Source organism: Streptomyces sp. NPDC111656 (assembly GCF_055656965.1).
This window is the reverse complement of record NZ_JBVKCA010000010.1, coordinates 173,400-198,096: the sequence shown is the minus strand read 5'-3', so window position 1 is coordinate 198,096 and position 24,697 is coordinate 173,400. Positions and strand designations below refer to the sequence as shown.

Annotated in this window: 23 protein-coding genes, 1 pseudogene and 1 riboswitch; of the genes and pseudogenes, 13 read left to right on the top strand and 11 right to left on the bottom strand. The window is 70.1% G+C overall.

Going from position 1 to position 24,697, the window contains the following annotated elements; translation table 11 throughout:
* Window positions 1-146: 146 nt before the first annotated feature.
* The 3 genes from ACZ7M3_RS28490 to otsB all read left to right on the top strand — a co-directional run bounded on the left by ACZ7M3_RS28490 (window position 147) and on the right by otsB (window position 2,625).
* Entirely contained in the window at window positions 147-1,424 is a 1,278-nt protein-coding gene (locus ACZ7M3_RS28490; RefSeq protein WP_472066727.1) for an ABC transporter substrate-binding protein, read from the top strand.
* A gap of 34 nt (window positions 1,425-1,458) precedes the next feature.
* The gene (locus ACZ7M3_RS28485; RefSeq protein WP_067371767.1) at window positions 1,459-1,686 is read left to right on the top strand and encodes a DUF3263 domain-containing protein; all 228 of its coding nucleotides are present in this window, start codon (window positions 1,459-1,461) and stop codon (window positions 1,684-1,686) included.
* A gap of 63 nt (window positions 1,687-1,749) precedes the next feature.
* The gene (gene otsB, locus ACZ7M3_RS28480; RefSeq protein WP_452975645.1) at window positions 1,750-2,625 is read left to right on the top strand and encodes a trehalose-phosphatase; all 876 of its coding nucleotides are present in this window, start codon (window positions 1,750-1,752) and stop codon (window positions 2,623-2,625) included.
* 7 nt (window positions 2,626-2,632) lie between these two features.
* On the opposite strand, the gene ACZ7M3_RS28475 is transcribed toward otsB, so the two are convergent.
* On the bottom strand, window positions 2,633-4,030 hold the full coding sequence (locus ACZ7M3_RS28475) for an alpha,alpha-trehalose-phosphate synthase (UDP-forming) (RefSeq protein WP_472066725.1): 1,398 nt from the start codon (window positions 4,028-4,030) through the stop codon (window positions 2,633-2,635).
* A 139-nt stretch (window positions 4,031-4,169) separates the two neighbouring features.
* Window positions 4,170-5,114 (bottom strand): glucosyl-3-phosphoglycerate synthase, encoded by a 945-nt coding sequence (locus ACZ7M3_RS28470; RefSeq protein ID WP_351307980.1) that lies wholly within the window; start codon window positions 5,112-5,114, stop codon window positions 4,170-4,172.
* Window positions 5,115-5,293: 179 nt separating this feature from the next.
* A riboswitch (SAM riboswitch) is annotated at window positions 5,294-5,440 on the top strand.
* A 17-nt stretch (window positions 5,441-5,457) separates the two neighbouring features.
* Between ACZ7M3_RS28470 and thrC the strand changes: the two genes are divergently transcribed.
* From thrC to ACZ7M3_RS28440, 6 genes are all read left to right on the top strand, one after another.
* Window positions 5,458-6,786 (top strand): threonine synthase, encoded by a 1,329-nt coding sequence (thrC, locus tag ACZ7M3_RS28465; protein ID WP_472066723.1) that lies wholly within the window; start codon window positions 5,458-5,460, stop codon window positions 6,784-6,786.
* A gap of 114 nt (window positions 6,787-6,900) precedes the next feature.
* Complete coding sequence (locus tag ACZ7M3_RS28460) at window positions 6,901-7,176, top strand: MoaD/ThiS family protein (RefSeq protein WP_351307986.1); 276 nt, start codon at window positions 6,901-6,903, stop codon at window positions 7,174-7,176.
* 460 nt (window positions 7,177-7,636) lie between these two features.
* Entirely contained in the window at window positions 7,637-7,843 is a 207-nt protein-coding gene (locus ACZ7M3_RS28455; protein ID WP_019057200.1) for a cold-shock protein, read from the top strand.
* A gap of 355 nt (window positions 7,844-8,198) precedes the next feature.
* Window positions 8,199-9,821, top strand: coding sequence for a chaperonin GroEL (groL, locus tag ACZ7M3_RS28450; protein WP_095853971.1), 1,623 nt, complete (start codon window positions 8,199-8,201; stop codon window positions 9,819-9,821).
* A 190-nt stretch (window positions 9,822-10,011) separates the two neighbouring features.
* Window positions 10,012-11,136 (top strand): NADH:flavin oxidoreductase, encoded by a 1,125-nt coding sequence (locus ACZ7M3_RS28445; RefSeq protein WP_472066720.1) that lies wholly within the window; start codon window positions 10,012-10,014, stop codon window positions 11,134-11,136.
* 154 nt (window positions 11,137-11,290) lie between these two features.
* Entirely contained in the window at window positions 11,291-12,877 is a 1,587-nt protein-coding gene (locus tag ACZ7M3_RS28440) for a carboxylesterase/lipase family protein (RefSeq protein ID WP_472066718.1), read from the top strand.
* On the opposite strand, the gene ACZ7M3_RS28435 is transcribed toward ACZ7M3_RS28440, so the two are convergent.
* The 5 genes from ACZ7M3_RS28435 to ACZ7M3_RS28415 all read right to left on the bottom strand — a co-directional run bounded on the left by ACZ7M3_RS28435 (window position 12,865) and on the right by ACZ7M3_RS28415 (window position 15,901).
* Window positions 12,865-13,539, bottom strand: coding sequence for a Uma2 family endonuclease (locus ACZ7M3_RS28435; RefSeq protein WP_472066716.1), 675 nt, complete (start codon window positions 13,537-13,539; stop codon window positions 12,865-12,867). The two genes, ACZ7M3_RS28440 and ACZ7M3_RS28435, sit on opposite strands and share 13 nt — an antisense overlap.
* 62 nt (window positions 13,540-13,601) lie before the next feature.
* Window positions 13,602-14,435 carry a hypothetical protein gene (locus tag ACZ7M3_RS28430; RefSeq protein WP_472066714.1) on the bottom strand — a complete coding sequence of 278 codons (834 nt, stop codon included), beginning with the start codon at window positions 14,433-14,435 and terminating at the stop codon, window positions 13,602-13,604.
* A gap of 127 nt (window positions 14,436-14,562) precedes the next feature.
* A complete protein-coding gene (locus ACZ7M3_RS28425) occupies window positions 14,563-14,868 on the bottom strand; it encodes a hypothetical protein (protein WP_472066712.1) in 306 nt (101 codons plus the stop codon).
* 27 nt (window positions 14,869-14,895) lie between these two features.
* Window positions 14,896-15,078, bottom strand: coding sequence for a DUF397 domain-containing protein (locus tag ACZ7M3_RS28420; RefSeq protein ID WP_472066710.1), 183 nt, complete (start codon window positions 15,076-15,078; stop codon window positions 14,896-14,898).
* Window positions 15,062-15,901: a helix-turn-helix domain-containing protein gene (locus tag ACZ7M3_RS28415; protein WP_472066708.1), complete on the bottom strand. Its 840-nt coding sequence runs from the start codon at window positions 15,899-15,901 to the stop codon at window positions 15,062-15,064. Before ACZ7M3_RS28415 ends, ACZ7M3_RS28420 begins: the two co-directional genes overlap by 17 nt.
* 146 nt (window positions 15,902-16,047) lie before the next feature.
* Here ACZ7M3_RS28415 and ACZ7M3_RS28410 point away from each other — a divergent pair, with 146 nt between their 5' ends.
* The 4 genes and pseudogenes from ACZ7M3_RS28410 to ACZ7M3_RS28395 all read left to right on the top strand — a co-directional run bounded on the left by ACZ7M3_RS28410 (window position 16,048) and on the right by ACZ7M3_RS28395 (window position 20,537).
* Window positions 16,048-16,290 (top strand): hypothetical protein, encoded by a 243-nt coding sequence (locus ACZ7M3_RS28410; protein ID WP_254649461.1) that lies wholly within the window; start codon window positions 16,048-16,050, stop codon window positions 16,288-16,290.
* 210 nt (window positions 16,291-16,500) lie between these two features.
* Window positions 16,501-18,021, top strand: coding sequence for a subtype B tannase (locus ACZ7M3_RS28405; protein ID WP_472066917.1), 1,521 nt, complete (start codon window positions 16,501-16,503; stop codon window positions 18,019-18,021).
* 9 nt (window positions 18,022-18,030) lie between these two features.
* A pseudogene (locus ACZ7M3_RS28400) lies at window positions 18,031-19,222 on the top strand (CapA family protein).
* Window positions 19,209-20,537, top strand: a complete 1,329-nt coding sequence (locus ACZ7M3_RS28395; RefSeq protein WP_388398194.1) for a phosphoribosyltransferase family protein — start codon at window positions 19,209-19,211, stop codon at window positions 20,535-20,537. The pseudogene ACZ7M3_RS28400 and the gene ACZ7M3_RS28395 overlap by 14 nt, the downstream one beginning before the upstream one ends.
* A 26-nt stretch (window positions 20,538-20,563) precedes the next feature.
* Here ACZ7M3_RS28395 and ACZ7M3_RS28390 read toward each other — a convergent pair whose 3' ends face one another.
* The 4 genes from ACZ7M3_RS28390 to ACZ7M3_RS28375 all read right to left on the bottom strand — a co-directional run bounded on the left by ACZ7M3_RS28390 (window position 20,564) and on the right by ACZ7M3_RS28375 (window position 24,678).
* Window positions 20,564-21,151 (bottom strand): hypothetical protein, encoded by a 588-nt coding sequence (locus ACZ7M3_RS28390; RefSeq protein WP_067371811.1) that lies wholly within the window; start codon window positions 21,149-21,151, stop codon window positions 20,564-20,566.
* Window positions 21,148-22,632 (bottom strand): PTS transporter subunit EIIC, encoded by a 1,485-nt coding sequence (locus tag ACZ7M3_RS28385; protein WP_472066705.1) that lies wholly within the window; start codon window positions 22,630-22,632, stop codon window positions 21,148-21,150. Before ACZ7M3_RS28385 ends, ACZ7M3_RS28390 begins: the two co-directional genes overlap by 4 nt.
* A gap of 16 nt (window positions 22,633-22,648) precedes the next feature.
* Window positions 22,649-23,599 (bottom strand): N-acetylmuramic acid 6-phosphate etherase, encoded by a 951-nt coding sequence (murQ, locus tag ACZ7M3_RS28380; RefSeq protein WP_472066703.1) that lies wholly within the window; start codon window positions 23,597-23,599, stop codon window positions 22,649-22,651.
* Between the two features lie 155 nt (window positions 23,600-23,754).
* The gene (locus tag ACZ7M3_RS28375) at window positions 23,755-24,678 is read right to left on the bottom strand and encodes a MurR/RpiR family transcriptional regulator (RefSeq protein WP_472066701.1); all 924 of its coding nucleotides are present in this window, start codon (window positions 24,676-24,678) and stop codon (window positions 23,755-23,757) included.
* Window positions 24,679-24,697: the final 19 nt, after the last annotated feature.

The following is a 24,697-nucleotide window of genomic DNA, read 5'->3' as shown; positions in this document are numbered from 1 at the left end:
GACAGTGTCGCCCCTTACCCCAGGAGAGGTCTAGTCCACTCGCGTGGTGTAGACCTTGTATCCGCATTCCGAGACGGATGCAATGAACGCAGAAGCAAAGACGGGCAGCCCCGGGACAGGGGCGGCCGGGGGTTGGGAGAAGTGCGGTGCAGCGGCGTAGGGCAGGACGTAGGACGGTACTGATCGCGGCGGCGTCCGCGCTGGGCATGACGGCGGCTCTCGCGGGCTGCGGCGGCTCGGCCGGTTCCGGGGACGTGACCCTCAGACTCGTGGCCGCCGACTACGGGGACTCCAAGGCCAACAGTTCCCAGAAGTACTGGGACAAGCTCGTCAAGGCGTACGAGGCCGACCACCCCGGGACCAAGGTCGAGGTCACCGTCTACCCGTGGACGGACGTCGACCGCAAGGTCAAGGAGATGGTGGCGCGGGGTGACGCCCCCGACATGGCGCAGATCGGCGCGTACGCCGACTACGCCGACAAGGGCGAGCTGTACAAGGCCGAAGAGGTGCTCTCCATACCCGTCCAGGCCGACTTCGTCGCGCAGCTCACCGACGCGGGGAAGATGAACCGGGTGCAGTACGGCATGCCGTTCGCCGCCTCCACCCGGCTGCTCTTCTACAACACGAAGCTGTTCGCCGCCGCGGGTCTCAGCGCGCCGACGACCTGGAGCGAGCTGGCCGCCGACGCGCGGGCGCTGAAGGCCCGGGGAGTGAAGATCCCGTACGCGCTGCCCCTCGGTCCCGAGGAGGCGCAGGCCGAGACCATGCAGTGGCTGCTGAGCGGCGGCGACGGCTACACCGACGACGTCGGCACCTACAGCCTCGACTCCGCCCAGAACGTCGCCACCCTCACCTGGCTCAAGGACGACCTGGTCGGCAAGGGGCTGACCGGACCGGTCGCGCCCGCGAAGCTCAATCGTGCGGACGCCTTCGCGGCGTTCGCGCGCGGCGAGGTCGGGATGCTCAACGGGCACCCCACGCTGATGAAGATGGCCGCCGACAAGGGCGTGAAGTTCGGGATGGTGCCGATGCCCGGCGTCAGCGGGAAGACCCGGGCCGCGATGGGTGTCGCCGACTGGATGATGGCCTTCAAGAAGAACGGCCACCAGGAACAGATCGGTACGTTCCTCGACTACGTCTACAGCGAGAAGAACGTGCTCGCCTTCTCGCACGAGTACGACCTGCTGCCGGTCACGACGTCCGCGTCCGAGGCGATGACGGCGGACAGCGACGACGCGGACCTCACCCCGTTCCTGGACGAGCTCGCCTCCTCCCAGCTCTATCCGGTCGGCAAGACGTCCTGGGCCGCCGTCAGCGCCGACATCAAGAAGCAGATCGGCAAGGCGGTCTCCCCGGACGGCAGCCCGGCCGGGATCCTCGGCTCGCTCCAGCAGACGGCGACCACGAGGGACTCCGCGGGGTAGCTCCGCTGTCGGTGGCGGGCGCTACGGTGCGGTCATGGACGAACTGAGCGGGAGGGAGCGGGGGATCCTCGCCATGGAGCGCCGTTCCTTCGCGGGGCCCGGCGCGAAGGAACGAGCGATACGCGAGCAACTCGGCCTCGCCCCCGTCCGCTACTACCAACTCCTCAACGCCCTCCTCGACGACCCCCGCGCCCTCGCCCACGACCCGATCACGGTGAACCGCCTCCGCCGCATCCGGGACACCCGCCGTGCGGAACGCTGACACCGCCCGACGTGACTCGGTGAGCCGTGGGTGCGCCCGGGGGCGCGCGGATAGGGTCGGAGCATGGGCAGCCACTCGGAAAACCCGGAATCCCCGGACGTCACGGAACCCTTGCCGACACCCGTGACCCCCGCCGGACGCGACGGCCTCGACGCCATCCTCACCCGGCCCGACCGGGCCGTCATCGCGCTCGACTTCGACGGAACACTCGCCCCCATCGTCGCCGACCCGGAGCAGGCCCGCGCCCACCCCGACGCGGTCCCCGCCCTCGCGGCCCTCGCCCCGAAGGTCGCCTCCGTCGCCGTCGTCACCGGCCGCCCGGCCGGCGTGGCGGTCCGCCACGGCGGCTTCGCGGGCGTCCCGGGCCTCGACCACCTCGTCGTCCTCGGCCACTACGGCGCCGAACGCTGGGACGCCCGCACCGGCACCGTCAACGCCCCCGCCCCGCACCCCGGCGTCGCCGCCGTCCGCGCCGAGCTGCCCGGGGTCCTCGACGGGATCGGCGCCTGGCACGGCACCTGGATCGAGGAGAAGGGCCGCGCCGTCGCGGTCCACACCCGCCGCGCGGAGGACCCCCAGGCCGCGTTCGAGGCACTGCGCGAACCCCTCACCGACCTCGCCACCCGTCACGGCCTGATCGTCGAACCCGGTCGGATGGTCCTCGAACTCCGTCCCCCGGGCATGGACAAGGGCGTCGCCCTCCTGGAGTACGTCCGCGAGGTCCGCGCCGAAGCCGTCATGTACGCCGGCGACGACCTGGGCGACCTCCCCGCCTTCGCCGCCGTCGACAAACTCCGCTCGGACGGCGTCCTGGGCCTGCTGGTGTGCAGCGGCAGCGCGGAAGTCACCGAACTGGCCGAACGGGCGGATCTCGTGGTCGACGGCCCGGCGGGAGTCGTACGCCTGCTGAAGGCATTGGCGAGTCGCCTGGACCGTTGATCCCTACTCAGCCCTCCAACTCCCGCAGCTGCTCAAGAAACCACTGCGCCGGAGGCAACGCCGTCCCGGCGGCAGCCAACCGCTTCGTGCGTTCCGCCCGTTCCCCCACCGGCATGGTCAGCGCCGCGTCCAGCGCCCGCGCGGTGCCGACCACGTCGTACGGGTTCACCACCACCGCGTCCTCGCCCAGCTCCTCGTACGCCCCCGCCTCCCGGGAGAGCACCAGCACGCACCCCTCGTCGGAGACGACCGGCACCTCCTTGGCGACGAGGTTCATGCCGTCGCGGATGGGGTTGACGAGGGCGACGTCGGCGAGCCGGTACGCGGCCAGGGAGCGGGCGAAGTCGTCCTTGACGTGGAGGACGACAGGGGTCCAGCCCGGCGTCCCGTACCGGTCGTTGATCTCGGTCGCCACGCGCTGCACCTCGGCCGTGTAGTCGCGGTAGACGGCCAGGTCCTGACGCGAGGGGTAGGCGAAGGCCACGTGGACGACGCGCTCGCGCCACTCCGAGTGGTCCGCCAGCAGCTGCCGGTACGCCAGCAGGCCCCGCACGATGTTCTTCGACAGCTCGGTCCGGTCGACCCGCACGATCGTCCTGCGGCCCTCGCCGATCTGCTCGCGCAGCGCGGCCATGCGGTCGGCGACGTCCGCCTCGTGTGAGCGCCTGCGCAGGAAGTCCGCGTCCGCGCCGAGCCCGTGCACGCCGATCCGGGTGTCGCCGAGCCCGCCGACGAGCGCGTCGCAGCAGGCGGTGAACGCGTCCGCCCAGCGCTGAGTCAGGAAGCCGAGCCGGTCCGCGCCGAGCATGCCGCGCAGCACCTGTTCGGCGATGTCGTCGGGCAGCATCCGGAAGTAGTCGACCGGCGCCCAGGGGGTGTGCGAGAAGTGGCCGATCCGCAGGTCGGGGCGGAGCTCGCGGAGCATCCCGGGGACGAGGGTCAGGTGGTAGTCCTGGACGATCACCACCGCGCCCGGCGCCGCCTCCGCGGCCAGCGCTTCGGCGAACGCGCGGTTGTACGCCTCGTACGACGCCCACTGGCGCCGGAACTCCGCGTCGAAGACCGGCTCCAGCGGGGTCTGGTACAGCATGTGGTGGACGAACCACAGCACGGAGTTCGCGATGCCGTTGTACGCGTCCGCGTGCACGTCGGCGTCGATGTCCAGCATCCGTACGCCGTCCTCGGCGACCCCGCGCCGGACCGCCTCGCGGTCGCCGGCGCCGAGCGCCGAGCACACCCACAGGGCGCCCGCGTCCGGCCCGATCGCGGAGAGGCCCGAGACCAGCCCGCCGCCACCGCGCCTGGCGCGCAGCGAGCCGTCCTCCTGGACCTCGTAGGTGACCGGGCCGCGGTTGGAGGCGACGAGGATGTTGTGGGCGCCTTGCGTTGAAGCGGGGGAAGCCATGCCTCGAAACCTAGCCCGGCGTCGAAACGCTCAAACGTTCCCTTCAGCCGTATGCCGTCTGCGGGCCGGTGGGGGCTTGTCGCGCCCACGCGGCGGAGCCGCATATGTGTCACAGCCCCGCGCCCCTGACGGGGTGCTTCTACGCCGCCCTGCGTTTCTGGTACTCGGCGATTTCGACCATCGGGGGACGTTCCTCCGTGTCGACCGAGTAGGTACGCGGCTCGAAACCGTCCCCGCTCCGTTCGAACTGGGTGAGGGCCGGGCGGATCAGGTGGCCGCGGGCCAGCCGGAGCTGGGCCGTGCGGTAGATCGCGGCGGACATCCGGCCCAGCGCCTGCCCGTCCTGGTGGCGGTGCTTGCGCACGCCCACGTCGACCTGGGCGAGCGCGTCCAGGCCCACCAGGTGCAGGGCGTCGACCAGCATGCCCAGCTCGATCCCGTACCCGACGGGGAAGGGGAGCTGTTCGAGCAGCGAGCGGCGGGCCGCGTACTCCCCGCCGAGCGGCTGCACGAAGCCGGCCAGCTGCGGCCAGTGCATGTTGAGGAGGGGGCGGGCCATGAGTTCGGTGACCCGGCCGCCCTGCCCCGCCGCACCGCCGAGCGGACGGTCGTACATCGCCTTGACGAGGTCCACACCGGGCTCGGTGAGCAGCGGCCCCACGATCCCGGAGACGAAGTCCGAGGAGAACTCCTTCAGGTCCGCGTCGATGAAACAGACGATGTCCCCGCTCGTCACGAGGAGGGAACGCCACAGCACCTCGCCCTTGCCGGGCACGGTCGGGATGCGCGGCAGGATCTCGTCCCGGTGCACCACGCGCGCGCCCGCCGCGGCGGCCACCTGCGAGGTGCGGTCGGTCGAGCCCGAGTCGACGACGACGATCTCGTCGACGAGGGGCACCTGCTGCATCAGGTCGTGGCGGATGACGGCGACGATCTCGCCGACCGTCTCCTCCTCGTTCAGCGCAGGCAGGACGACGCTCACCGAGGAGCCCGTGGCCCGTTTGGCGGACATGAGTCTGTGGAGCGGGCGATCGGTCACGGACCAGGAGCGATTGCTCAGCCAGCGCTCAGTTTCCTTCAGCACAGTCTGCGGCTCCTCACTGTCTGATCACCCGGTGTCTCACGGTGTGATCCATCTCGCGGTTCGGACGACTATCTCAACTGTCCTGGCCTTCGGTTACAGTCTTGAACAACGCGGATGACCATCGCATGTCGTAGATCATTTGCGGACCACCGCACCACCCGCACGACACAACCGAATACCGCTCATCCAGAGGGGCAGAGGGATACGGCCCGATGAAGCCCCGGCAACCCTCCAGCTGGTCCTGTCACATTGATGTGGCGAGGCTCCCGGCTAGGGAAGGTGCCAAATCCGTCTCACGGCGAAGTGCGTCGTGAGGAAGATGAGGAGAAAGGGCCTCGCCTCCATGGCTGCGCAGACTGTTGCAAGTTCGACTGTTGCAAGCACCACGAACCCTGTCGCGGGCGACACCACCACCGTAGTCGGTGTGGATCTCGGACCCGCCGCCGCGCTTTCCTGCCGCGAGTGCGGGCACCGCGTGCCGCTCGGCCCGGTCTTCGCCTGCGAGGAGTGTTTCGGCCCGCTGGAGATCGCGTACGACTTCTCGGCCTACGAAACCGAAGAGCTCCGGGCGCGCATCGAAGCGGGCCCCGCGAACATCTGGCGTTATGCGCCGCTGCTGCCCGTCCCGGCCGACGTCGCCGACAAGCCGAACATCAACCCCGGCTGGACCAAGCTCGTCAAGGCCGACAACCTCGCCCGCGCGCTGGGCGTCGAGGCCGGCAAGCTCTTCGTCAAGGACGACTCCGGCAACCCGACGCACTCCTTCAAGGACCGCGTCGTCGCCCAGGCCATCGAAGCGGCCCGCGCCTTCAACTTCACCACCCTCTCCTGCTCCTCCACCGGCAACCTCGCCGGCGCCGTCGGCGCCGCCGCCGCCCGGGCCGGTTTCCGCTCCTGCGTGTTCATCCCGCACGACCTGGAGCAGGGCAAGGTCGTCATGGCCGCGATCTACGGCGGTGAGCTCGTCGGCATCGAGGGCAACTACGACGACGTGAACCGCTTCTGCTCCGAGCTGATCGGCGACCCGGCCGGCGAGGGCTGGGGCTTCGTCAACGTCAACCTGCGGCCGTACTACGCGGAGGGCTCCAAGACCCTGGCGTACGAGATCTGCGAGCAGCTGGGGTGGAAGCTCCCCGACCAGCTGGTGATCCCCATCGCCTCCGGCTCCCAGCTCACGAAGATCGACAAGGGTCTTCAGGAGCTGATCAAGCTCGGACTGGTCGAGGACAAGCCGTACAAGATCTTCGGTGCCCAGGCCGAGGGGTGCTCGCCGGTGTCCGTCGCCTACAAGGCGGGCCACGACGTCGTACGGCCCCAGAAGCCGAACACCATCGCCAAGTCGCTCGCCATCGGCAACCCGGCCGACGGGCCGTACGTGCTGGACATCGCGCGGCGTACGGGTGGGGCCGTGGAGGACGTGAACGACGATCAGGTCGTCGACGCGATCAAGTTGCTCGCGCGTACGGAGGGGATCTTCGCGGAGACGGCGGGTGGGGTGACCGTGGGTGTCACCAAGAAGCTGATCGAGAACGGGCTCCTCGACCCGAGTCTGACCACCGTCGTCCTGAACACCGGTGATGGTCTGAAGACGCTGGACGCGGTGGCGGGTACCGGGCTCACCGCGACGATCCGCCCCAGCCTTGAGTCCTTCAGGGAAGCTGGGCTCGCGTAAGCGTCGTTGTTCGTCTGCGGGCCGGTGGGCGCTGGTCGCGCCCACGCGGCGGAGCCGCATATTTAGCAACACCCCGCGCCCCTAAAAGCCCTTACCTGACCGGAGGTCACAAGAATGAGCGTTTCCGTCCGCATCCCCACCATCCTGCGCACCTACACCGGTGGTCAGGCCGAGGTGACGGCCGAGGGTGGGACCCTCGGTGAGGTCATCGCGGATCTGGAGAAGAACCACACGGGTATCGCCGCGCGCGTCCTGGACGACCAGGGCAAGCTGCGCCGGTTCGTCAACGTCTACGTGAACGACGACGACGTCCGCTTCGAGCAGGGTCTGGAGACGGCGACGCCGGACGGCGTGGGCGTCTCGATCATCCCCGCCGTCGCCGGTGGCTGACCTCCTCGCGTGCCGTTACCCAGGGTGAGATAGTTACCCTTGGTAATGCCAATTACCGAGAGTTCATCGAATTGCCCCCTCCGTGAGAGAAGCGGAGGGGGCAATTCTGTATGGTTGAGCGGGGTACAGTTGGGGAACCGGCTCCACTTTGCATGCCGGGCGCATATGAGTTCGCGCCCGAAGTCCGACAAGAAGTAGCCAAAGTGTCCCGCGCTTTTGAGCCTTATACGGCTTTTATGGGGCCCGACTTGCCCTGAATCTTCGCAAATTCTCCCTATATTCCCGATCAGCCGTGCCCGGAATTCTCGTCCGATTGACCTGTTGCAGACGGCAGTTGGACAGATACATTCAGCCGCGGTCGACGCGTTCCGGCGCACACCCCCAACCGTTGGGGGGTGAGGTCTGACCCGGGTCCGCGAAGTGCGGTCCTGTGCAAGGGCCAGTAATAGGGGAGTTAGGCATGGCTCAGGGCACCGTCAAGTGGTTCAACGCGGAGAAGGGGTACGGCTTCATCGCGGTCGACGGTGGTGCGGATGTATTCGTCCACTACAGCGCGATTCAGATGGACGGCTACCGCACCCTGGAAGAGGGTCAGCGGGTCGATTTCGAGATCTCGCAGGGCCAGAAAGGGCCGCAGGCGGACATGGTCCGGCTCGCGACCAGCTGAAGCACGCGCCGACTGACTGTTCGACGTGACGAAGGGCTCGTATCCCATGGGGTACGAGCCCTTCGGTCTGTCCGTGCACTGTCATGACGCCGTCGTGGGTCCGCTCGCGCACCGGCGCGACGCGCGGGTTGCGCGCCCCTTCTCACCTGCGGATCAAGGGAAGGCGCTTGCACTCGGCAGGGGCGAGTGCTAATCATTGGCGTTAGCACTCTGAAGGTGAGAGTGATAACGAAGGACCGGGTCGGTGAGGCCCGCAGGCCAGGTGGTGCAAGGAACCACGGGGCAGGCAGGCCGTCCGTCGCGGGCGCCAGCGCGGTCCGGAGCAATCCACCCCAGTCCGGGAGGACCACTTCACATGGCCAAGATCATCGCGTTCGACGAGGAGGCACGGCGCGGTCTCGAGCGCGGGATGAACCAGCTCGCCGACGCCGTCAAGGTCACCCTTGGCCCCAAGGGCCGCAACGTCGTCCTCGAGAAGAAGTGGGGCGCCCCCACGATCACCAACGATGGTGTTTCCATCGCCAAGGAGATCGAGCTCGAGGACCCGTACGAGAAGATCGGCGCCGAGCTGGTCAAGGAAGTCGCCAAGAAGACGGACGACGTCGCCGGTGACGGTACGACGACGGCGACCGTTCTCGCCCAGGCGCTCGTCCGCGAGGGCCTGCGCAACGTAGCCGCCGGCGCCAACCCGATGGCTCTCAAGCGTGGTATCGAGAAGGCCGTCGAGGCCGTCTCCGGTGCCCTTCTTGAGCAGGCCAAGGATGTCGAGACCAAGGAGCAGATCGCTTCCACGGCCTCCATCTCCGCCGCCGACACCCAGATCGGCGAGCTCATCGCCGAGGCGATGGACAAGGTCGGCAAGGAAGGCGTCATCACCGTCGAGGAGTCCCAGACCTTCGGTCTGGAGCTTGAGCTCACCGAGGGTATGCGCTTCGACAAGGGCTACATCTCGGCGTACTTCGCCACCGACATGGAGCGTATGGAGGCCGTCCTCGACGACCCGTACATCCTGATCGCCAACTCCAAGATCTCCTCGGTCAAGGACCTGCTCCCGCTGCTGGAGAAGGTCATGCAGGGCGGCAAGCCCCTGCTGATCATCGCCGAGGACGTCGAGGGCGAGGCCCTGTCGACCCTGGTCGTCAACAAGATCCGTGGCACCTTCAAGTCCGTCGCCGTCAAGGCTCCGGGCTTCGGTGACCGCCGCAAGGCCATGCTCGGCGACATCGCCATCCTCACGGGCGGCGAGGTCATCTCCGAGGAGGTCGGCCTCAAGCTGGAGAACGCGGGTCTGGACCTGCTGGGCCGTGCCCGCAAGGTCGTCATCACCAAGGACGAGACCACGATCGTGGACGGCTCCGGCTCCGCCGACCAGGTCCAGGGCCGGGTCAACCAGATCCGTGCCGAGATCGAGAACTCCGACTCGGACTACGACCGCGAGAAGCTCCAGGAGCGCCTGGCGAAGCTGGCCGGCGGCGTGGCCGTCATCAAGGCCGGTGCCGCCACCGAGGTCGAGCTCAAGGAGCGCAAGCACCGCATCGAGGACGCCGTTCGCAACGCGAAGGCGGCCGTCGAGGAGGGCATCGTCGCCGGTGGTGGCGTGGCCCTCATCCAGGCCTCCTCGGTCTTCGAGAAGCTCGAGCTCTCGGGTGACGAGGCGACCGGCGCCAACGCCGTGCGGCTCGCCCTGGAGGCCCCGCTCAAGCAGATCGCCGTCAACGGTGGTCTCGAGGGTGGCGTCATCGTCGAGAAGGTGCGCAACCTGCCCGTCGGCCACGGCCTGAACGCTGCGACCGGTGAGTACGTCGACATGATCGCCGAGGGCATCATCGACCCGGCGAAGGTGACGCGCTCTGCCCTGCAGAACGCCGCCTCCATCGCCGCGCTGTTCCTGACCACCGAGGCCGTCATCGCCGACAAGCCGGAGAAGGCCGCCGCGGCCGCTCCGGGCGGCATGCCGGGCGGTGACATGGACTTCTGATCCTTCCGAGGATCGGTTTTCCTGCCGAGGGCGGCACTCCCTGGAAACAGGGGGTGCCGCCCTCGGGCGTGTCCGGGGTCACAGGGCGAGGTGCCGGGCGGCCGGAATGACATGAACGGCCGGAGAGTTGTGGTTGACGCACCATCGATGCATACGCACATACCATCCGGTACCCGAGGAGCCCCCACACGTGTCTACGACTGCACCCGCCTCCCGCGCGGCCGAGATCCTGTCCCGCCCTGTCTCGCTGAACGGCCTGACCGTCCCGAACCGGATCGCGATGGCACCGATGACCCGGCAGTTCTCCCCGGGCGGCGTCCCCGGTGAGGACGTGGCCGAGTACTACGCCCGCCGCGCCGCCGCGGGCGTGGGCCTCATCGTCACCGAGGGCACGTACGTCGGCCACGACTCGGCCGGGCAGAGCGACCGCGTGCCGCGCTTCCACGGCGAGGAGCAGCTCGCGGGCTGGGCGAAGGTCGCCGACGCCGTGCACGCGGCGGGCGGCACGATCGTCCCGCAGCTGTGGCACATCGGCATGGTGCGTGAGGCGGGACAGCCGCCGTTCGCGGACGCGCCGGCCGTCGGCCCGTCCGGCATCGGCTCCGCGGACGCCGAGGTCACCGGCAAGGCCATGACCCAGCAGGACCTGGACGATGTCGTCGAGGCGTTCGCCGAGGCCGCGGCCGAGGCCGAGCGCATCGGCTTCGACGGAGTCGAGCTGCACGGCGCGCACGGCTACCTCATCGACCAGTTCCTGTGGTCGGGCACCAACCGCCGGACCGACACGTACGGCGGCGACCCCGTGGCCCGTACGAAGTTCGCGGCGGAGATCGCGGCCGCGGTCCGCGCCGCCGTGTCGCCCTCCTTCCCAGTCCTCTTCCGCTACTCCCAGTGGAAGCAGCAGGCGTACGACGCCCGGCTCGCCGAGACCCCGGAGGAGCTGGAGGCGATCCTGACCCCGCTGGCCGAGGCCGGTGTGGACGCCTTCCACGCCTCCACGCGCCGCTACTGGCTCCCCGAGTTCGACGGCTCCGACCTCAACCTCGCCGGCTGGACGAAGAAGCTGACGGGCAAGCCGGTCATCACCGTCGGCTCGGTCGGCCTCGACGGCGACTTCCTCAAGGGCTTCCAGGGCGAGGGTGCCCCGGTCAAGGGCATCGACGAACTCCTGGACCGCCTGGAGCGCGACGAGTTCGACATGGTCGCCATCGGCCGCGCGCTGCTCCAGGATCCGCAGTGGGCGGCGAAGGTGCTGGACGGGCGGTTCGACGAGCTGAAGGCGTACGACGCGGCGGCGCTGCGCACGCTCAGCTGAGCCTCGGGCCGGTCGGACCTGACGTGACCCGACCTGTCCGAAATCGCATCCAGGCGATCGCCTCCCCATCCCCGGGGGGTGATCGCCTGGCTGTTTCGTAGCACGCTGTTCCCTCAAGGAACCGTTCCGTTCCACCTGTACCCGGGGAGCCGTCGTGACGTCAGCAGGAGCGAGCGTGGTGCGCACCCACGCCGGTGCGGTGCGTGGTCGCCGGGAGGACGGACTGGTGGTCTTCCGGGGCATTCCGTTCGCCGAACCGCCGGTGGGGGACGCGCGGTTCGCCGCCCCGCGTCCGGTGACCGCCTGGGACGGCACCCGCGACGCGTTCGCCTTCGGGCCGCCGCCCCCGCAGGAGTCGGGATTCCAGGGCCGTACCGGGGTGATCGACGCCCCCATGGGCGACGACTGGCTGACCGTGAACGTCTGGACGCCCGACCCGGACCCGGCCGCCCGCCGTCCGGTGATGGTCTGGATCTACGGCGGCGCCTACAAGCTCGGCCACTCCGGCAGCCCCGGATACGACGCGCGCCGCATCGCCCGCGACGGCGACCTGGTGGTCGTCACCCTCAACTACCGCCTCGGCGTGGAGGGTTTCGCCCGGATCGACGGAGCCCCCGCCAACCGGGGGCTGCTCGACCAGGTCGCGGCCCTGGAATGGGTACGGGAGAACATCGCGGCCTTCGGCGGCGACCCCGGCCGGGTCACCGTCTTCGGTGAGTCCGCGGGCGCCGGGTCCGTCGCCTCGTTGCTGGCCATGCCCGGCGCGGCGGGGCTGTTCGGTCGGGCGATCGCGCAGAGCATGCCCGGCCCCTTCTTCTCCGACGAGCTCGCCCGCGACATCGCCGCCGCCATCGCCGCCGAGGCGGGTCTGCGTCCGACGGCCGCCGACCTGTCCTCGGTGGATCCCCGCCGACTGACCGCCGTGGGCGAGGCGTTGGGGCCCAAGATGCGGGAGTTCGAGGACAGGTGGGGCATGGTCGCCCACACGCTCACCGCTTTCTCGCCCGTCGTCGACGGAGAGGTACTGCCGACCGCCCCCTGGCAGGCGCTGGCGGCCGGCTCGGCACGGGACGTGGAACTGATCGTCGGGCACACACGGAACGAGTACCGGCTGTTCGCCGCGCTGGGCGGCCGACTCGGGACGATCACGGATGAACAGGCGACGGCGGCACTGCGCACCTTCGGCCCGGGACCGGGACCGGGACCGGGAATAGGAATGGGCCTGGGACCGGGTTCGGGCTTCGGGGCTGACGGCGAGCGGGCCTACCGCGCCGCCTTTCCCGACGCCTCTCCCGAGGAGCTCTACGAGTGGGTGCACTCCGACGCGGTGTTCCGTATGCCCTCGTTGCGTCTGGCCGAGGCGCAGATCGCGGGCGGTGGCCGCGTGCACGTCTACGAGCTGGCCTGGCCCGCGCCCGCCTACGGAGGCGCGCTCGGTGCCTGCCACGGGCTCGACATACCGCTGCTGTTCGGAACCTTCGCCGCCGATCTCGGCCTGATGCTGTTCGCCGGGGTCGGGTCGTCCCCGGAGGCCGAGGCCGTGTCGTCCCGCTTCCGCACGGCCTGGACGGCGTTCGCCACGACCGGAGACCCGGGTTGGCCCGCGTACGACACCGAGCGGCGGCCGACCCAGGTCTTCGACACGGAGTCGGTCGTCACCGCGTATCCGCACGAGACCTCGCGCCGGCTCTGGGAGCACCATGACTTCGGGGCGCTGCCACTGATCGGTCAGTCGGCGTAGTCCTTGAGCTTCTCGGTTTCCAGGGTGATGTTCACGGGCACCGGGAGTTCGACCGCGGCTCCGTACGGGTATGAGGGGCTCTGCCGATACGCCCCGTTCTTCAGGTCGCTGTGCACGACGAGGGTGTCGTTGTCCCGATCGATGAGGAGGTAGACGGGGATGCCTGCCTCCGCGTAACCACGGACCTTGTCGATGCGGTCGCGCCGGTCGGTGTCGCGATCACGGGAGGTCACTTCGACGACCATGAGGACGCCATCCGGATCGGCCCAGTCGTTGTCCTGGGCGATGAAATGATCCAACGGCGCCAATGCGGCGTCCGCAGTGGCGTGCCCTTTGCGGTAGGTGCCGATCTTGAGGTCCTGTTCGTGGTACAGGGCCAGTTCGGGGCGCAGTTGCATGAACAGTCGAACGAGCCACACCACGATGGCCCTGTGGCGATTGTCCGGCAACGGCTTGACCTCTAGCTTTCCATCGATCAGTTCGAGCTTGACGCCCTCAGGGGCCCTCCGGGCGAGTTCCTCGAAGTCCTCGACTTCAATGTGGTCGCCCTTGACGTACAGCCGTCCATCCAGAAATTCGAGCTGAACGTTCTTCGGGGCCTTGCCGGCCAGCTCTTCGAAGTCCTCCGCGGACATCTGCGGGCGCCTGGTGCCAAAGGTCATGGTGGTGTCGCCTCCTTCCCACCATGGTGCCCTCGCTGTGTGCTTCCGGACCGTTGGAGCGGTCATACGCGTGCCCTTTCTCGTCGGTCGACCATCGCCGCACGAGCCGCGGCGGCGTGGGCGTGGACCGCGGTGGATGTCAGGGGGCCGGTGGGCCGTGGGGCGGTGTCGCCCCGGCACGGGCCGCAGAGGCCGCCGGGCAGGGCCTCCGGGCGGCCCGGGACCCCGCACTTCGCGCACTCCAGGATGCGCAGGGGCGGGCGTGGTGGTGGCGTCTCTCGTACGGGTTCCGGTGGGAGCTTGGCGGTCAGGCGGGTGCGGACGAGGGCGGCCGGGCTGTGCACGGGGACGGGGAGGCCCGCGGACAGGGCCCGGAGTACCTGCTCTTCGGTGGCGCCCCTCGCGAACCACTCCGTGAGCAGGGGCGCGAGGTCGGCGCAGTCCCGGGCCGAGAGGGACAGGGCCGGGGTCGTGCGACCCAGTGCCGCCAGCAGGATGTGGGCGCGGGAGCGGGTGGGCGCGGACGACCGGTTCGGGGGCTCCTGCGCTACGTCGCCCGGTGCGCCCCGTGTGAACGTCGCCCACCAGCCGTCGTCGCGTGCCGTTCGGGTGAACCACGATCGGGTGACCCAGCGGGAGCCGCCCGACTCGGTCAGGTGTTCGCGCCCCCGGCGCAAGTGGCCTGCCCGAGTGAGGTTGTTGAGAGCGGTGCGCAGGGCGCATTGGCCGTACGGAGGCTCTTTGGCCAGCGTTTTTACGGAGATGTCGGCGCCGTCGGGGAGCCGGTCGACGTACGCGGCGATCGCTGCCTCGCGGGGCGGGAGGTGCGCGAAGTCGTGGTTGGTGCGGGGGCGTTGGTCCGGGGCGCTGCGTTTTCCGTAGCCCGGGTTGGCCATTGGGTGGGGGAGGGCGTGCGCAGGGCGGGGTACAGCACTAAAGTTGGCTTCAGCCATGGGGCGATGTCTCGATCGTCTCGTTGGTCAAACCCCCGCAGGTGTTCCAGCACCGGGCGGGGGTTGTTCGTTATTCGGGCACGCTAAGGCCTGGTGACTGTGCGTGGCAAGTCGGTCGCGTCAAGTCAACTCGCCAGGGTGGGAGGGTGGGTTGGGGCCCTCCACCCGTTCCTTGCAGAGAGGTCTCGGGGCTTGGGGCTTGAGTTCCGTGGGGCTTCCCGGTGCGCAGGACCGTGGCCAGGCGTGGGAGTCCGTCCGGTTCGTGGCCGGCGGCGACGGCCCGGTCGGCGGCACCCTTCGCCGCGGTCAGCGCGCCCACCTCCAGGCCGTGGGCGGTGGCCGCGTCGATCGACGACCTGACCGCCGCGCGTGACATCCTCGACTCCCTCGTCGGGTGCCCTCTTTAGCGCTTGAGATCTGCGACGAAGGCCGTCCACGCGTCGGCCCGGAACACGAGCCGGGGCCCTTCGGGGTTCTTGGAGTCGCGGACCGGCACGACGGTGGGGTGACCGGAGGCGACTTCGAGGCAGTTTCCGCCCTCGCCGCCGCTGTAGGTGGACTTGCGCCACTCACGGTTGATCTTCATGCGCGTAATCCTCCGCCACTGACTCGATCAGGGCCAGGGATTCTTGCGGCGCCAGCGCGCTGGCCCTCAGCAAATCGTAGGTGAGTTGGTGGCGGGTGACCGTGGCCGGGTCGTCCTCCAGCCGTCCCATGCTGGGTCCTTCGATGAAGGCGAGCGGTGGGGCTTCCTCGAAGTCCAGAAGTGTCAGAGCCCCGGTCATGGACGCATGGGCCTCTGCGTCGAACGGCAACACCTGGACGATGATCCGGTGCCGCCGGGCGAGTTTCGCCACGTGCCGGAGGGCGCCCGCCATCACCTGCACACCGCCGACCTTCCGCCGCAGCACTGCCTCGTCCAGAACCGCCCACAACAACGGCGTTGTTGGATCGGCGAGGAGACACGCCCGCTCCAACCGGGCCGCCACCAGCTCGTCGATCACATCCTCCGTCGCCGTCGGCTGGTACGCCCGGAACACCGCCCGCGCGTACCCCTCCGTCTGCAGCAGCCCTGGGATCAGCAGAGCCGCGTACTCCCTGATCGCCGTCGCGATTGCCTCCGCCTCCGCCGCCTCGGCGAAGTGGTCCGGGTACCTGGACTTCGCGAGTGCCTTGCAGTTGCGCTCGAAGAAGCCGTTCGCGCCGAGGATCCCGTCTATCTGACGGGCGTATTCGAGGTGCATCCGCCGCGTGCCCGCCTCCAACTGGCCGATGAACGAACCGCTGACGAACAGAGGCTGGCCCAGCTCCTCCTGGCTGAGGCCCGCCTTCTCGCGGGCGTGGCGCAGCTCGGCGCCCAGGAGGGCACGGGGGGACGAGGAGGGGTCGAGATCCTTCGGACCTGCCATGGACAACAACTCCCTGTCACACACGCTGCGTTGTTGGGACGCCGTCTCTGGCCAGGTTAGAGGCGAGTTGGCCACTCTGTGTGGTGAACGTGAACACTCAGAGTGGAGAAGGCGGGATCATGGATGCGACGTCGACAGGAGAAGTGGTGGCACAACTCCAGGCGGCTCTGGAAGGCGTCGGCATCGTCCTGCCCTCGTTGCGGGTCGACCCGGTGACCGGTGCGAGCGAGGAGCCGTTCGCGCTGGTCGCGCTCGGGCGGTGCAACGTGCGTACCGCGGTGCGGCTGGCGGACGTGCTGCGTGCGTGTGCGCCGGAGGAGGCGCTGCGGGCGCGGGTCAGGGAGGCCAACCGGGAGTCCGAGCGTGCGAGATCGCGCCAAAATTGCTGACAATTTTGTGGGCGATTGCTTCGGTTTGGAGGCCGGCACGGCAAGGTGGCCGTGGTTGTGGCTGGTCAGGGCGGTGGCCGGATCCCGGTGCCGTCACTGGAGACGCAAAGGAAGGCTTAAGAAACGGCTGTTGTCCTGGGATCTCGTTGTTCGAACGAGCCGCGAAGACAGGAGACGGTCGTGAAGTCAGTGAAGCGCAGGACAGTGGTCATGGGGCTCACCGTGGGTGCCGCGGTGCCGGCGGTCGGGTTCGCCTCCGGTGCTCGGGCGGCGAGCCGAACGTCCGCGGCGTCGTCCGCGGCGTCCACGGACTCCTCCCTGGTCTTCGATCCGAGCAGCTACACGGAGTTGACCACCAGCATCACGGACACCACCGGCACCGCCCACGAGGTCGTCTACCACTTCTACAAAGTGGCCTCGTACGTGGCCAACCCGGTGGACGCCACCTATCAGTCCCTCAACGTCAGCGTTCCGGTGAAGATCGACGGGAGCGTCGTGGACGCGTCCGGCGCTCCCATCCTCTTCGCCAACCAGGTCGGCGGCTACATGCCGTCGTCCGTCGCGAACGCCACCGGCATCGGCGCGGGCGGTGGGATGGGCCCCGGCGGCCCGGGCGGGCCCGCTCCCGCCGCCGACTCCGCCGCGAGCCGCCAGCAGCTGGCGCTCGCCGCCGGGTACGTCGTCGTGGAGCCGGGCGCACGCGGGCGGTCGCTGGTCGACTCCAGCGGGACGTACTACGGCACCGCGCCCGCCGCCATCGTCGACCTCAAGGCCGCGGTGCGGTACGTGAAGTTCAACAAGGGGCGCATCCCGGGCAACGTGGACCGGATCGTCTCCGCGGGAGTCAGCGCGGGTGGCGCGCTGTCCTCGCTGCTCGGCGCGTCCGGCGACAGTCCGGTCTACGACTCCTACCTGCGGGAGCTGGGCGCGGCCGACGCGAGCGACGCCATCTTCGCCACCGGTGCCTGGTGCCCGATCACCGACCTCGAACACGCCGACATGGCGTACGAGTGGAACTGGGGCGCCAACCTGCTCAGCAGCGGCTCGGTCGTCGACCAGACCATCTCCAAGGCGCTGAGCAGCGCGTACGGCGACCATCTCGCCTCCCTGAGGCTGACGGCGAAGGGCTTCGGCACCCTTACGGCGCGCAACCTCGACGAGTACCTGGTCAGGACCCACCTGGAGCCGTCGGCCACCCAGTACCTCGCGGCGCTGTCGGACGCGGACCGCTCGACCTATCTGGCCGCGAACTCGTTCATCACGTGGTCCGGCGGCAGGGCGGCCTTCTCCTGGGCCGACTTCCTCACCCACGTGGGCGCCCGCAAGAAGGACACCCCGGCGTTCGACGCCTTCGACCTGTCCGCCCCCGAGAACAACGAGTTCGGTACGGGGACCACCGCCAACCGGCACTTCACCCTCTACAGCCTGCGCCACGAAGAGGGTGCCAGTGCGCGCCTCGACAGTGACATCCCCGCGAAACTCCATCTGATGAACCCGATGTACCACCTCGTGGACAAGGTCAACGAGCACCGGTCGAAGCACTGGTGGATCCGCCTCGGCACCAAGGACAGCGACACCGCGCTCACCGTCGCGAGCAACCTCGCCGCCCGCCTGAAGAACCTCGGCGACGACGTCGACACCTCGTACTACTGGGACGCCGGTCACGGCGCGGACAACGACCCGGGCGACTTCGTCAAGTGGATCGCGACGGTGTCGGGCTACAGGCCCTAGCCTGGAGGCATGGGCGGTGACCTCGTCACGCTGTTCCTGGCCGGTGATGTGATGCTCGGCCGGGGCGTCGACCAGATCCTTCCGCACCCCGGCGATCCGAAGCTGCGGGAGTCGTACGTCAAGGATGCCCGCGCCTATGTGGAGCTGGCCGAGGCGGCGAACGGCGTGATTCCCCGCCCGGTCGGCTTCACCTGGCCCTGGGGCGACGCGCTGGACGTGCTCGCCGCGGTGGCCCCCGACGCCAGGATCCTCAACCTGGAGACCGCCGTCACGCGCAACGACGAGGCCGCGCCCGGCAAAGAGGTCCACTACCGGATGCACCCGGCCAACCTGCCCGCCCTCGCCGCCGCCCGTCCGCACGTGTGCGTCCTGGCCAACAACCATGTGCTGGACTACGGCCGCCGAGGGCTGGAGGAGACCCTCGACACCCTGGCGGACGCGGGTCTTCGCGCGCCGGGAGCGGGGCGGGACGCCGACGAGGCCCGGCGTCCCGCGATCGTCCCCGTCACCGGCGGCCGGCGCGTCCTGGTCTTCTCCGTGGGCGTGGCATCGAGCGGTATACCCCGCGGCTGGGCCGCCACGGCACAGCGCAGCGGGGTCGACTTCGTCGCCGAGCAGACGGACGCCGCCGCGGCAGCGATCGCGACCCGGCTGCGTCCGGCCAAGCGGCCGGGCGACATCGTGGTCGTCTCGGTCCACTGGGGATCCAACTGGGGCTACCTCGTCCCGCGTGACCAGGTCCGCTTTCGGCCATGCGCTCGTCGACGGCGGCGCGGACGTCGTGCACGGGCACTCCTCGCACCATCCGCGGCCGTTGGAGTCGTACCGGGGAAAGCTCATCACCCACGGCTGCGGCGACCTGATCAACGACTACGAGGGCATCGGCGGCTACGAGGAGTACCGGGACGACCTCCGGTTGCTGTACTTCGTCACCGTGGACCCGGTCGACGGCAGGTTCCACGACGTGCGCATCGTCCCGATGCGGTCCCGGCGGATGCGGCTGGAGCGCGCGACGGTCGAGGACTCGCGATGGGTGCGGGACGTTCTGAGCCGGATCAGCCGGACCTACGGCTCACGGGTCGAACTCGACCCGGACGGCACCCTCACCGCCCGCCCGGCTCCGGACCGTACGGACCCGACTACTTCACTCGGGACTCGAGGAGCTCACCTCACCCCGGGAGGCGACCATGTACTTCGCTGATCGAACCGATGCGGGCCGGCAGCTCGCCGCCCGGCTGCACCACCTCAAGGGCCAGGACCTCGTGGTCGTGGGACTTCCCCGCGGCGGCGTCCCGGTCGCCGCGCAGGTCGCCGAGGCCCTCGGCGCCCCGCTCGACGTCTGTCTCGTGCGCAAGCTGGGGGTGCCCTTCCAGCCGGAGCTGGCCATGGGCGCCATCGGGGAGGAAGGCGTCCGCGTCATCAACGAAGAGGTGCTGCGGGGGACGGGTGTGACGGACCGTGCGCTGGCGGCGGTGGAGGAACACGAGCGCGGCGTCCTGCAGCAGCGGGCCCGCCGCTACCGGGGGGAGCGGCAGCCGGCCCGGTACGAGGGACGGACGGTCCTGGTGGTGGACGACGGGCTGGCGACCGGCTCCACGGCGCTCGCGGCCTGTCGGATCGCGCGCGCCCGCGGCGCGTCACGGATCGTGCTGGCGGTTCCCGTGGCGCCGCACGACTGGTCGTCCCGCCTCGGAGGCGCGGCGGACGAAGGCGTCTGTCTGCACACCCCCCGGCTGTTCTACGCGATCGGCCAGTTCTACACGGACTTCGGGCAGACGAGCGACGAGGAGGTCATCGCCTGCCTGGAGCACAACCGCGCGGCGCACGCCACGTCCGACGCACCGCCGGCCGCGGGCAGCGCCTCCCCGGAGCACGCTCCCGCGCCCTATGACGGGGAGGTCCGGATACCGGCCACGGGCGCCGCGCTCGACGGGCGGCTGACGGTACCCCGCGACGCCCCCGGGGTCGTCCTCTTCGCCCACGGCAGCGGCAGCAGCAGGAAGAGCCCGCGCAACCGCTTCGTCGCCACCGGGCTGAACCGCGCCGGTCTCGGCACCCTTCTGTTCGATCTGCTCACCGAGGCCGAGGCGGTGAACCGGGACAACGTGTTCGACACGGCGCTGCTCGCCCGCCGCCTGATCCAGGCGACCGCATGGCTGCGTGAGCAGCCCGGCATCCAGGGCATGGAGTTCGGATACTTCGGTGCCAGCACAGGCGCCGCCGCCGCGCTGTGGGCCGCGGCGGAGCCCGCGGCGGACGTCGCGGCAGTCGTCTCCCGCGGGGGCAGGCCGGATCTGGCCGGCGCCAGGCTGCCGGAGGTGAAGGCTCCGACGCTGCTCGTCGTCGGGGGCCGTGACCACGTCGTACTGGATCTCAACCGGCAGGCCGCGGCGCGCCTGAGCTGTGAGCATCAGCTGGCCGTCGTCCCCGGTGCCACCCATCTCTTCGAGGAACCCGGCACCCTGGAATCGGTCACCGAGCTGGCCACGGACTGGTTCAGCAGGCATCTCGCCTGACGCAAGGACCAAGGGGGCCGGATCGGCTACAGGTTGCCCATCGGCTCGATGTCCACCTTCACCGGTGTGCCCCAGATGCGCAGCACCTCGTAGTCCGTGAACTCGTGGACCAGGCGGTAGGCCATGCCGGGGCGCGGGGTGCGGCGCTCCGCGGCGAGATACCGCTCCGCCTCGACGCGGTCGCGGCGCGGGGTGCCGCACAGCTGCCACGCCTGTCCTGTCCACACCTCCGGCAGCCAGCGCTGCTGGGGCTGGGGACGGTCGGCCCGCACGCCGTACCGGGACATCGTGCGCTCGGGTGCCTCGTCGGCGCCGCCGGGGCGGCCCTGCGGGAAGGCGTCGTTGACCTCGGTGCGGCGGGCGGTGCGCCGCCGTGTCTCGCAGAGCAGACAGAGGTCGACGGCGCCCTCGTCCACCGGGCCATTGGGGTGCTCGGCGCAGCGCGTCGTGGGCACCGCCGTCGTCACCGTCTCCTCGAGCAGGTCCAGCGCCCGCTTCAGGTCGGCCTTCACCTCGTGCAGCTTCGCGTCGGGCGTGTCGGCGTTCAGCGCGTCGCCGTGCTCGCCGAGCACGCGCAGGGCGCGGCCGAGGGCGGTCAGCTGTGCGTGGTTCACGGTGGTGGATTCCCTCCCGGGTCGGTGTCCTGCCCCTCCTTCGAAGAATCGCACACGCCGCTGACAGTGCCCCCGACCGTCCTTGCGAGGCCGAAGAAGTACGTCGCCGCGAAACCCACCGCGTACCCCGTCAGCAGCCCGCCCGCGTAGACCGCCGCCGTCAGGGCCAGTCCGCCCGTGCCCTTGAGCAGGGGGAACAGCGCCCAGCCCGAGGGGCCGATCGCCGTGGAGCCGATCTTGTCGCCGAGCATCGAGAAGAAGCCGACGAACGCGCCGCCCGCCGCCCCGCCCGCGCAGGCGGTGACGAAGGGGCGGCCGAGGGGGAGCGAGACGCCGTAGATCAGGGGTTCGCCGACGCCCAGGAGGCCCGCGGGCAGCGCCGATCTGATCGTCGTACGGAGGGACTGGTCGTGGTGGAGGCGGACGTAGACCGCGAGTGCCGCGCCGACCTGCCCGGCGCCCGCCATCGCCAGGACGGGGAGCAGGACCGTGTAGCCCTGCTGCTGGATGAGGGTGGTGTGCAGCGGGATCAGGGCCTGGTGCAGGCCCAGCATCACCAGGGGGAGGAACAGGCCGCCCAGGACCAGGCCCGCGAAGACGCCCGTGTGGTCGAGGAGCCAGTTCGCGCCCGTCCCGATGGCCGTCGACAGCTCGCCTGCCGTGTACATCAGGACGTAGAGCGTCACCAGGCCGGTGAGCAGGACGGTGAGGGTGGGGGTGACGAGGACGTCGAGGGCTTCGGGGACCCAGCGGCGGCACCACTTCTCCACGTACGTTCCCAGGAGCGCGGCGGCCAGTGCGCCGAGTACCCCGCCCTGGCCCGGCGCCAGGGTCATGCCGAAGGCCGTCACCTTCGCGACCCCCGCGTACACGACGATCGCCGCCACCGCCCCGCCCAGGACCGGGGTGCCGCCGAACTCCTTCGCCGTGTTGTGGCCGACGAACACCGCGATCAGGGCCATGAAGCCGGAGGCGATCGCGGCGAGGGCGGGGGTGAGGGAGGGCAGCCACCCCAGATTGACCAGCAGGCCGCCCAGGCCCGCGATGACTCCGCAGCCGATCAGGGCGGGGATCAGGGGGACGAAGATGTTCGCGATCCGGCGGAGGAGGAGTTTGAGGGGGGTCGCGTTGCGCTGTTGCCGGGCCGCCTTCCACTCGGCGCCGCGTGCGGCCAGCGCGTCGGCCGTGCCGCTGACCGGCGCACCGGCCGTGCCGGTGACGAGTGCCTCGAACTCGGGGGTCACCCGCGCGACCGTGCCCGGCCCCAGGACGATCTGGTAGCTGTCGTCGTCCGCGACCACGCCCAGTACGGCGGGCAGGGACCGCAGAGCGTCCTCGCGTACGAGCGTCCGGTCCCGCAGGCCCAGGCGCAGGCGGGTCATGCAGTGGGCGACGGAGGTGACGTTCGCGGCGCCGCCGACCAGGGGGAGGATCGCGGCGGCCGTGGCGGCATGGGGGGTGAGGTCGTTGGTTGTGCGCACCCCCCGAGGGTGCTGGTCAGCCCGTCGATGCGGCGAGCGCCGCGCGCAGATGGCCGTCGCTCTCCTCCAGAAGGCGGGCCGCCGTGGGCCCGTCCACGCCGCCGAGGATGGTGAGGATGGCGTTCTTCACCTCGCCGTCGGTGGCCGCGAGGGCCTGTTCGATCTCCTCGTCCGAGGCGCCGGTCGCGAGGGCGACGATACGGCGGGAGCGGGCCCGCAGCTTCTCGTTCGAGGCGCGGACGTCGACCATCAGGTTCCCGTACGTCTTGCCGAGACGGATCATCGTGATCGTCGAGAGCATGTTCAGGACGAGTTTCTGCGCCGTGCCCGCCTTGAGGCGGGTCGAGCCGGTCAGCAGCTCGGGCCCGACGACGATCTCGATGCCGTGCTCGGCCGCGGCGGCCAGCGCGCTGTGCGCGTTGCAGGACAGGCCGATCGTCAACGCGCCGCGCGCGCGGGCGTGTTCGACCGCGCCGACGGCGTACGGGGTGCGGCCGGAGGCGGAGACACCGACCACCGTGTCGTCGGGGGTCAGGGAGAGCTCCTTCAGGTCGGCCTCGGCCAGCTCTTTGGAGTCCTCGGCGCCCTCGACCGAGGTGACCATGGCGCTCGGGCCGCCCGCGATCAGGCCCACGACCTCGGACGGGTCGGTGTTGAAGGTGGGCGGACACTCGGAGGCGTCCAGCACGCCGAGGCGGCCCGCGGTGCCCGCGCCCGCGTAGATCAGCCGGCCGCCGCGGGACATGCGCTCGGCCACGGCGTCGATCGCGGCGGCGATGCGGGGCAGCTGGGTCGCGACGGCCGTCGGCACGGTCGCGTCCTCGGCGTTCATGATCTTCGCGATCTCCAGGGTCGACAGCCGGTCGATCTGGGACAGCTCAGGACGGAACGCCTCAGTGGTCAACGTCTCCAACTCCGCCCGCAGGGACTGGTGGTTGGAGGAGGCGTCGGCGGTGGAAAAGGTCATGACGAACGGCTCTTTTCAACGCGGGGTGGTGAAGGCTCGCCCCTCAGGGGCGCGGGGCTGCGAACATATGCGGCTCCGCCGCGTGGGCGCGACCAGCCACAACGGGCCCGCAGAGTGACGACGGCATCCAGTTCTTACAGGCTCCCAGCGGAGCGCTACCGCATACGGCGCCGAGGGCTGTGCCGGTGCGCCAGCGCCTCGTACGACGCGGACAGCGCCGGCGCCGCCGTCTCGTACGTCCGCTGGGCGACCCCCACGAACAGACAGTCCACCACCAGCAACTGGCTGGTGCGCGACGACATCGCCGCGGGACGCAACTCGCTCTCGCGGGCCGTGGACGTGGTGAGTATGTGGTCGGCGTACTGCGTGACGGGCCCGTCCGGACGGCCGGTGATCGCGACCGTCGTCGCCCCGCGTTCGAAGGCGACCCGCAGCGGCTCGATGACGTCGCCCGTCGAGCCGGAGTGGGTGATCGCGATCGCCACGTCCTTGGCCTTCAGCTGCACCGCGTTGGTGACGGCGAGGTGCGGATCGCTGTGCGGGTGGGCTATGAGTCCGATGCGCAGCAGCTTCTGGGCCAGGTCCTGGGCGACGAGGCCGGACGCGCCGACGCCGTAGATGTCGATCCGGCGGGCGGCGGCGAGCGCGGTGACGGCCGCGCCCAGCTGGACCGTGTCGAGCCCCGCCGCGGTGTCGGCGAGGGTCTGCTGCTCGTCGTACGCGAGTTTCGCGACGACGTCCGCGATGGGGTCGTCGACCGCGATGTCCGCCGTGACGGCGGGGGCGCGGCCCGACTGCTGCTGGGCGGCGAGGCCCGCGAGCGCGAGGCGCAGGTCGCGGTAGCCGGGGTAGCCCAGCAGGCGGGCGGTGCGCACGACCGTGGCCTCGCTGGTGCCGGTGAGCTCGGCGAGGCCGGTGACCGTGAGGGCCGCGCAGCCGGCCGGGTCGCCGGCGACGGCCTCGGCGACCCGTTGCATGGAGCGGGTCATCGACGGGGCGAGCGTCCGCACCTTGGCCGCGAGGGCGGCGGGAGCGGGCGGAGCCTCACCGGCGAAAATTTCCTTCACGTGTGGGGTCACTTGTGAAAGATATTTTCTG

Excerpts from the sequence above, each read along its gene's own strand:
- ACZ7M3_RS28460 (WP_351307986.1), top strand. The coding sequence starts at position 6,901 with ATGAGCGTTTCCGTCCGCATCCCCACCATCCTGCGCACCTACACCGGT.
- ACZ7M3_RS28430 (WP_472066714.1), bottom strand. The coding sequence starts at position 14,435 with ATGGCCAACCCGGGCTACGGAAAACGCAGCGCCCCGGACCAACGCCCC.
- ACZ7M3_RS28455 (WP_019057200.1), top strand. The coding sequence starts at position 7,637 with ATGGCTCAGGGCACCGTCAAGTGGTTCAACGCGGAGAAGGGGTACGGC.
- ACZ7M3_RS28475 (WP_472066725.1), bottom strand. The coding sequence starts at position 4,030 with ATGGCTTCCCCCGCTTCAACGCAAGGCGCCCACAACATCCTCGTCGCC.
- ACZ7M3_RS28395 (WP_388398194.1), top strand. The coding sequence starts at position 19,209 with ATGTACTTCGCTGATCGAACCGATGCGGGCCGGCAGCTCGCCGCCCGG.
- groL (WP_095853971.1), top strand. The coding sequence starts at position 8,199 with ATGGCCAAGATCATCGCGTTCGACGAGGAGGCACGGCGCGGTCTCGAG.
- ACZ7M3_RS28485 (WP_067371767.1), top strand. The coding sequence starts at position 1,459 with ATGGACGAACTGAGCGGGAGGGAGCGGGGGATCCTCGCCATGGAGCGC.
- otsB (WP_452975645.1), top strand. The coding sequence starts at position 1,750 with ATGGGCAGCCACTCGGAAAACCCGGAATCCCCGGACGTCACGGAACCC.
- ACZ7M3_RS28435 (WP_472066716.1), bottom strand. The coding sequence starts at position 13,539 with ATGACCTTTGGCACCAGGCGCCCGCAGATGTCCGCGGAGGACTTCGAA.
- murQ (WP_472066703.1), bottom strand. The coding sequence starts at position 23,599 with ATGACCTTTTCCACCGCCGACGCCTCCTCCAACCACCAGTCCCTGCGG.
- ACZ7M3_RS28415 (WP_472066708.1), bottom strand. The coding sequence starts at position 15,901 with ATGGCAGGTCCGAAGGATCTCGACCCCTCCTCGTCCCCCCGTGCCCTC.
- ACZ7M3_RS28405 (WP_472066917.1), top strand. The coding sequence starts at position 16,501 with ATGGGGCTCACCGTGGGTGCCGCGGTGCCGGCGGTCGGGTTCGCCTCC.
- ACZ7M3_RS28420 (WP_472066710.1), bottom strand. The coding sequence starts at position 15,078 with ATGAAGATCAACCGTGAGTGGCGCAAGTCCACCTACAGCGGCGGCGAG.
- ACZ7M3_RS28425 (WP_472066712.1), bottom strand. The coding sequence starts at position 14,868 with ATGTCACGCGCGGCGGTCAGGTCGTCGATCGACGCGGCCACCGCCCAC.
- thrC (WP_472066723.1), top strand. The coding sequence starts at position 5,458 with ATGGCTGCGCAGACTGTTGCAAGTTCGACTGTTGCAAGCACCACGAAC.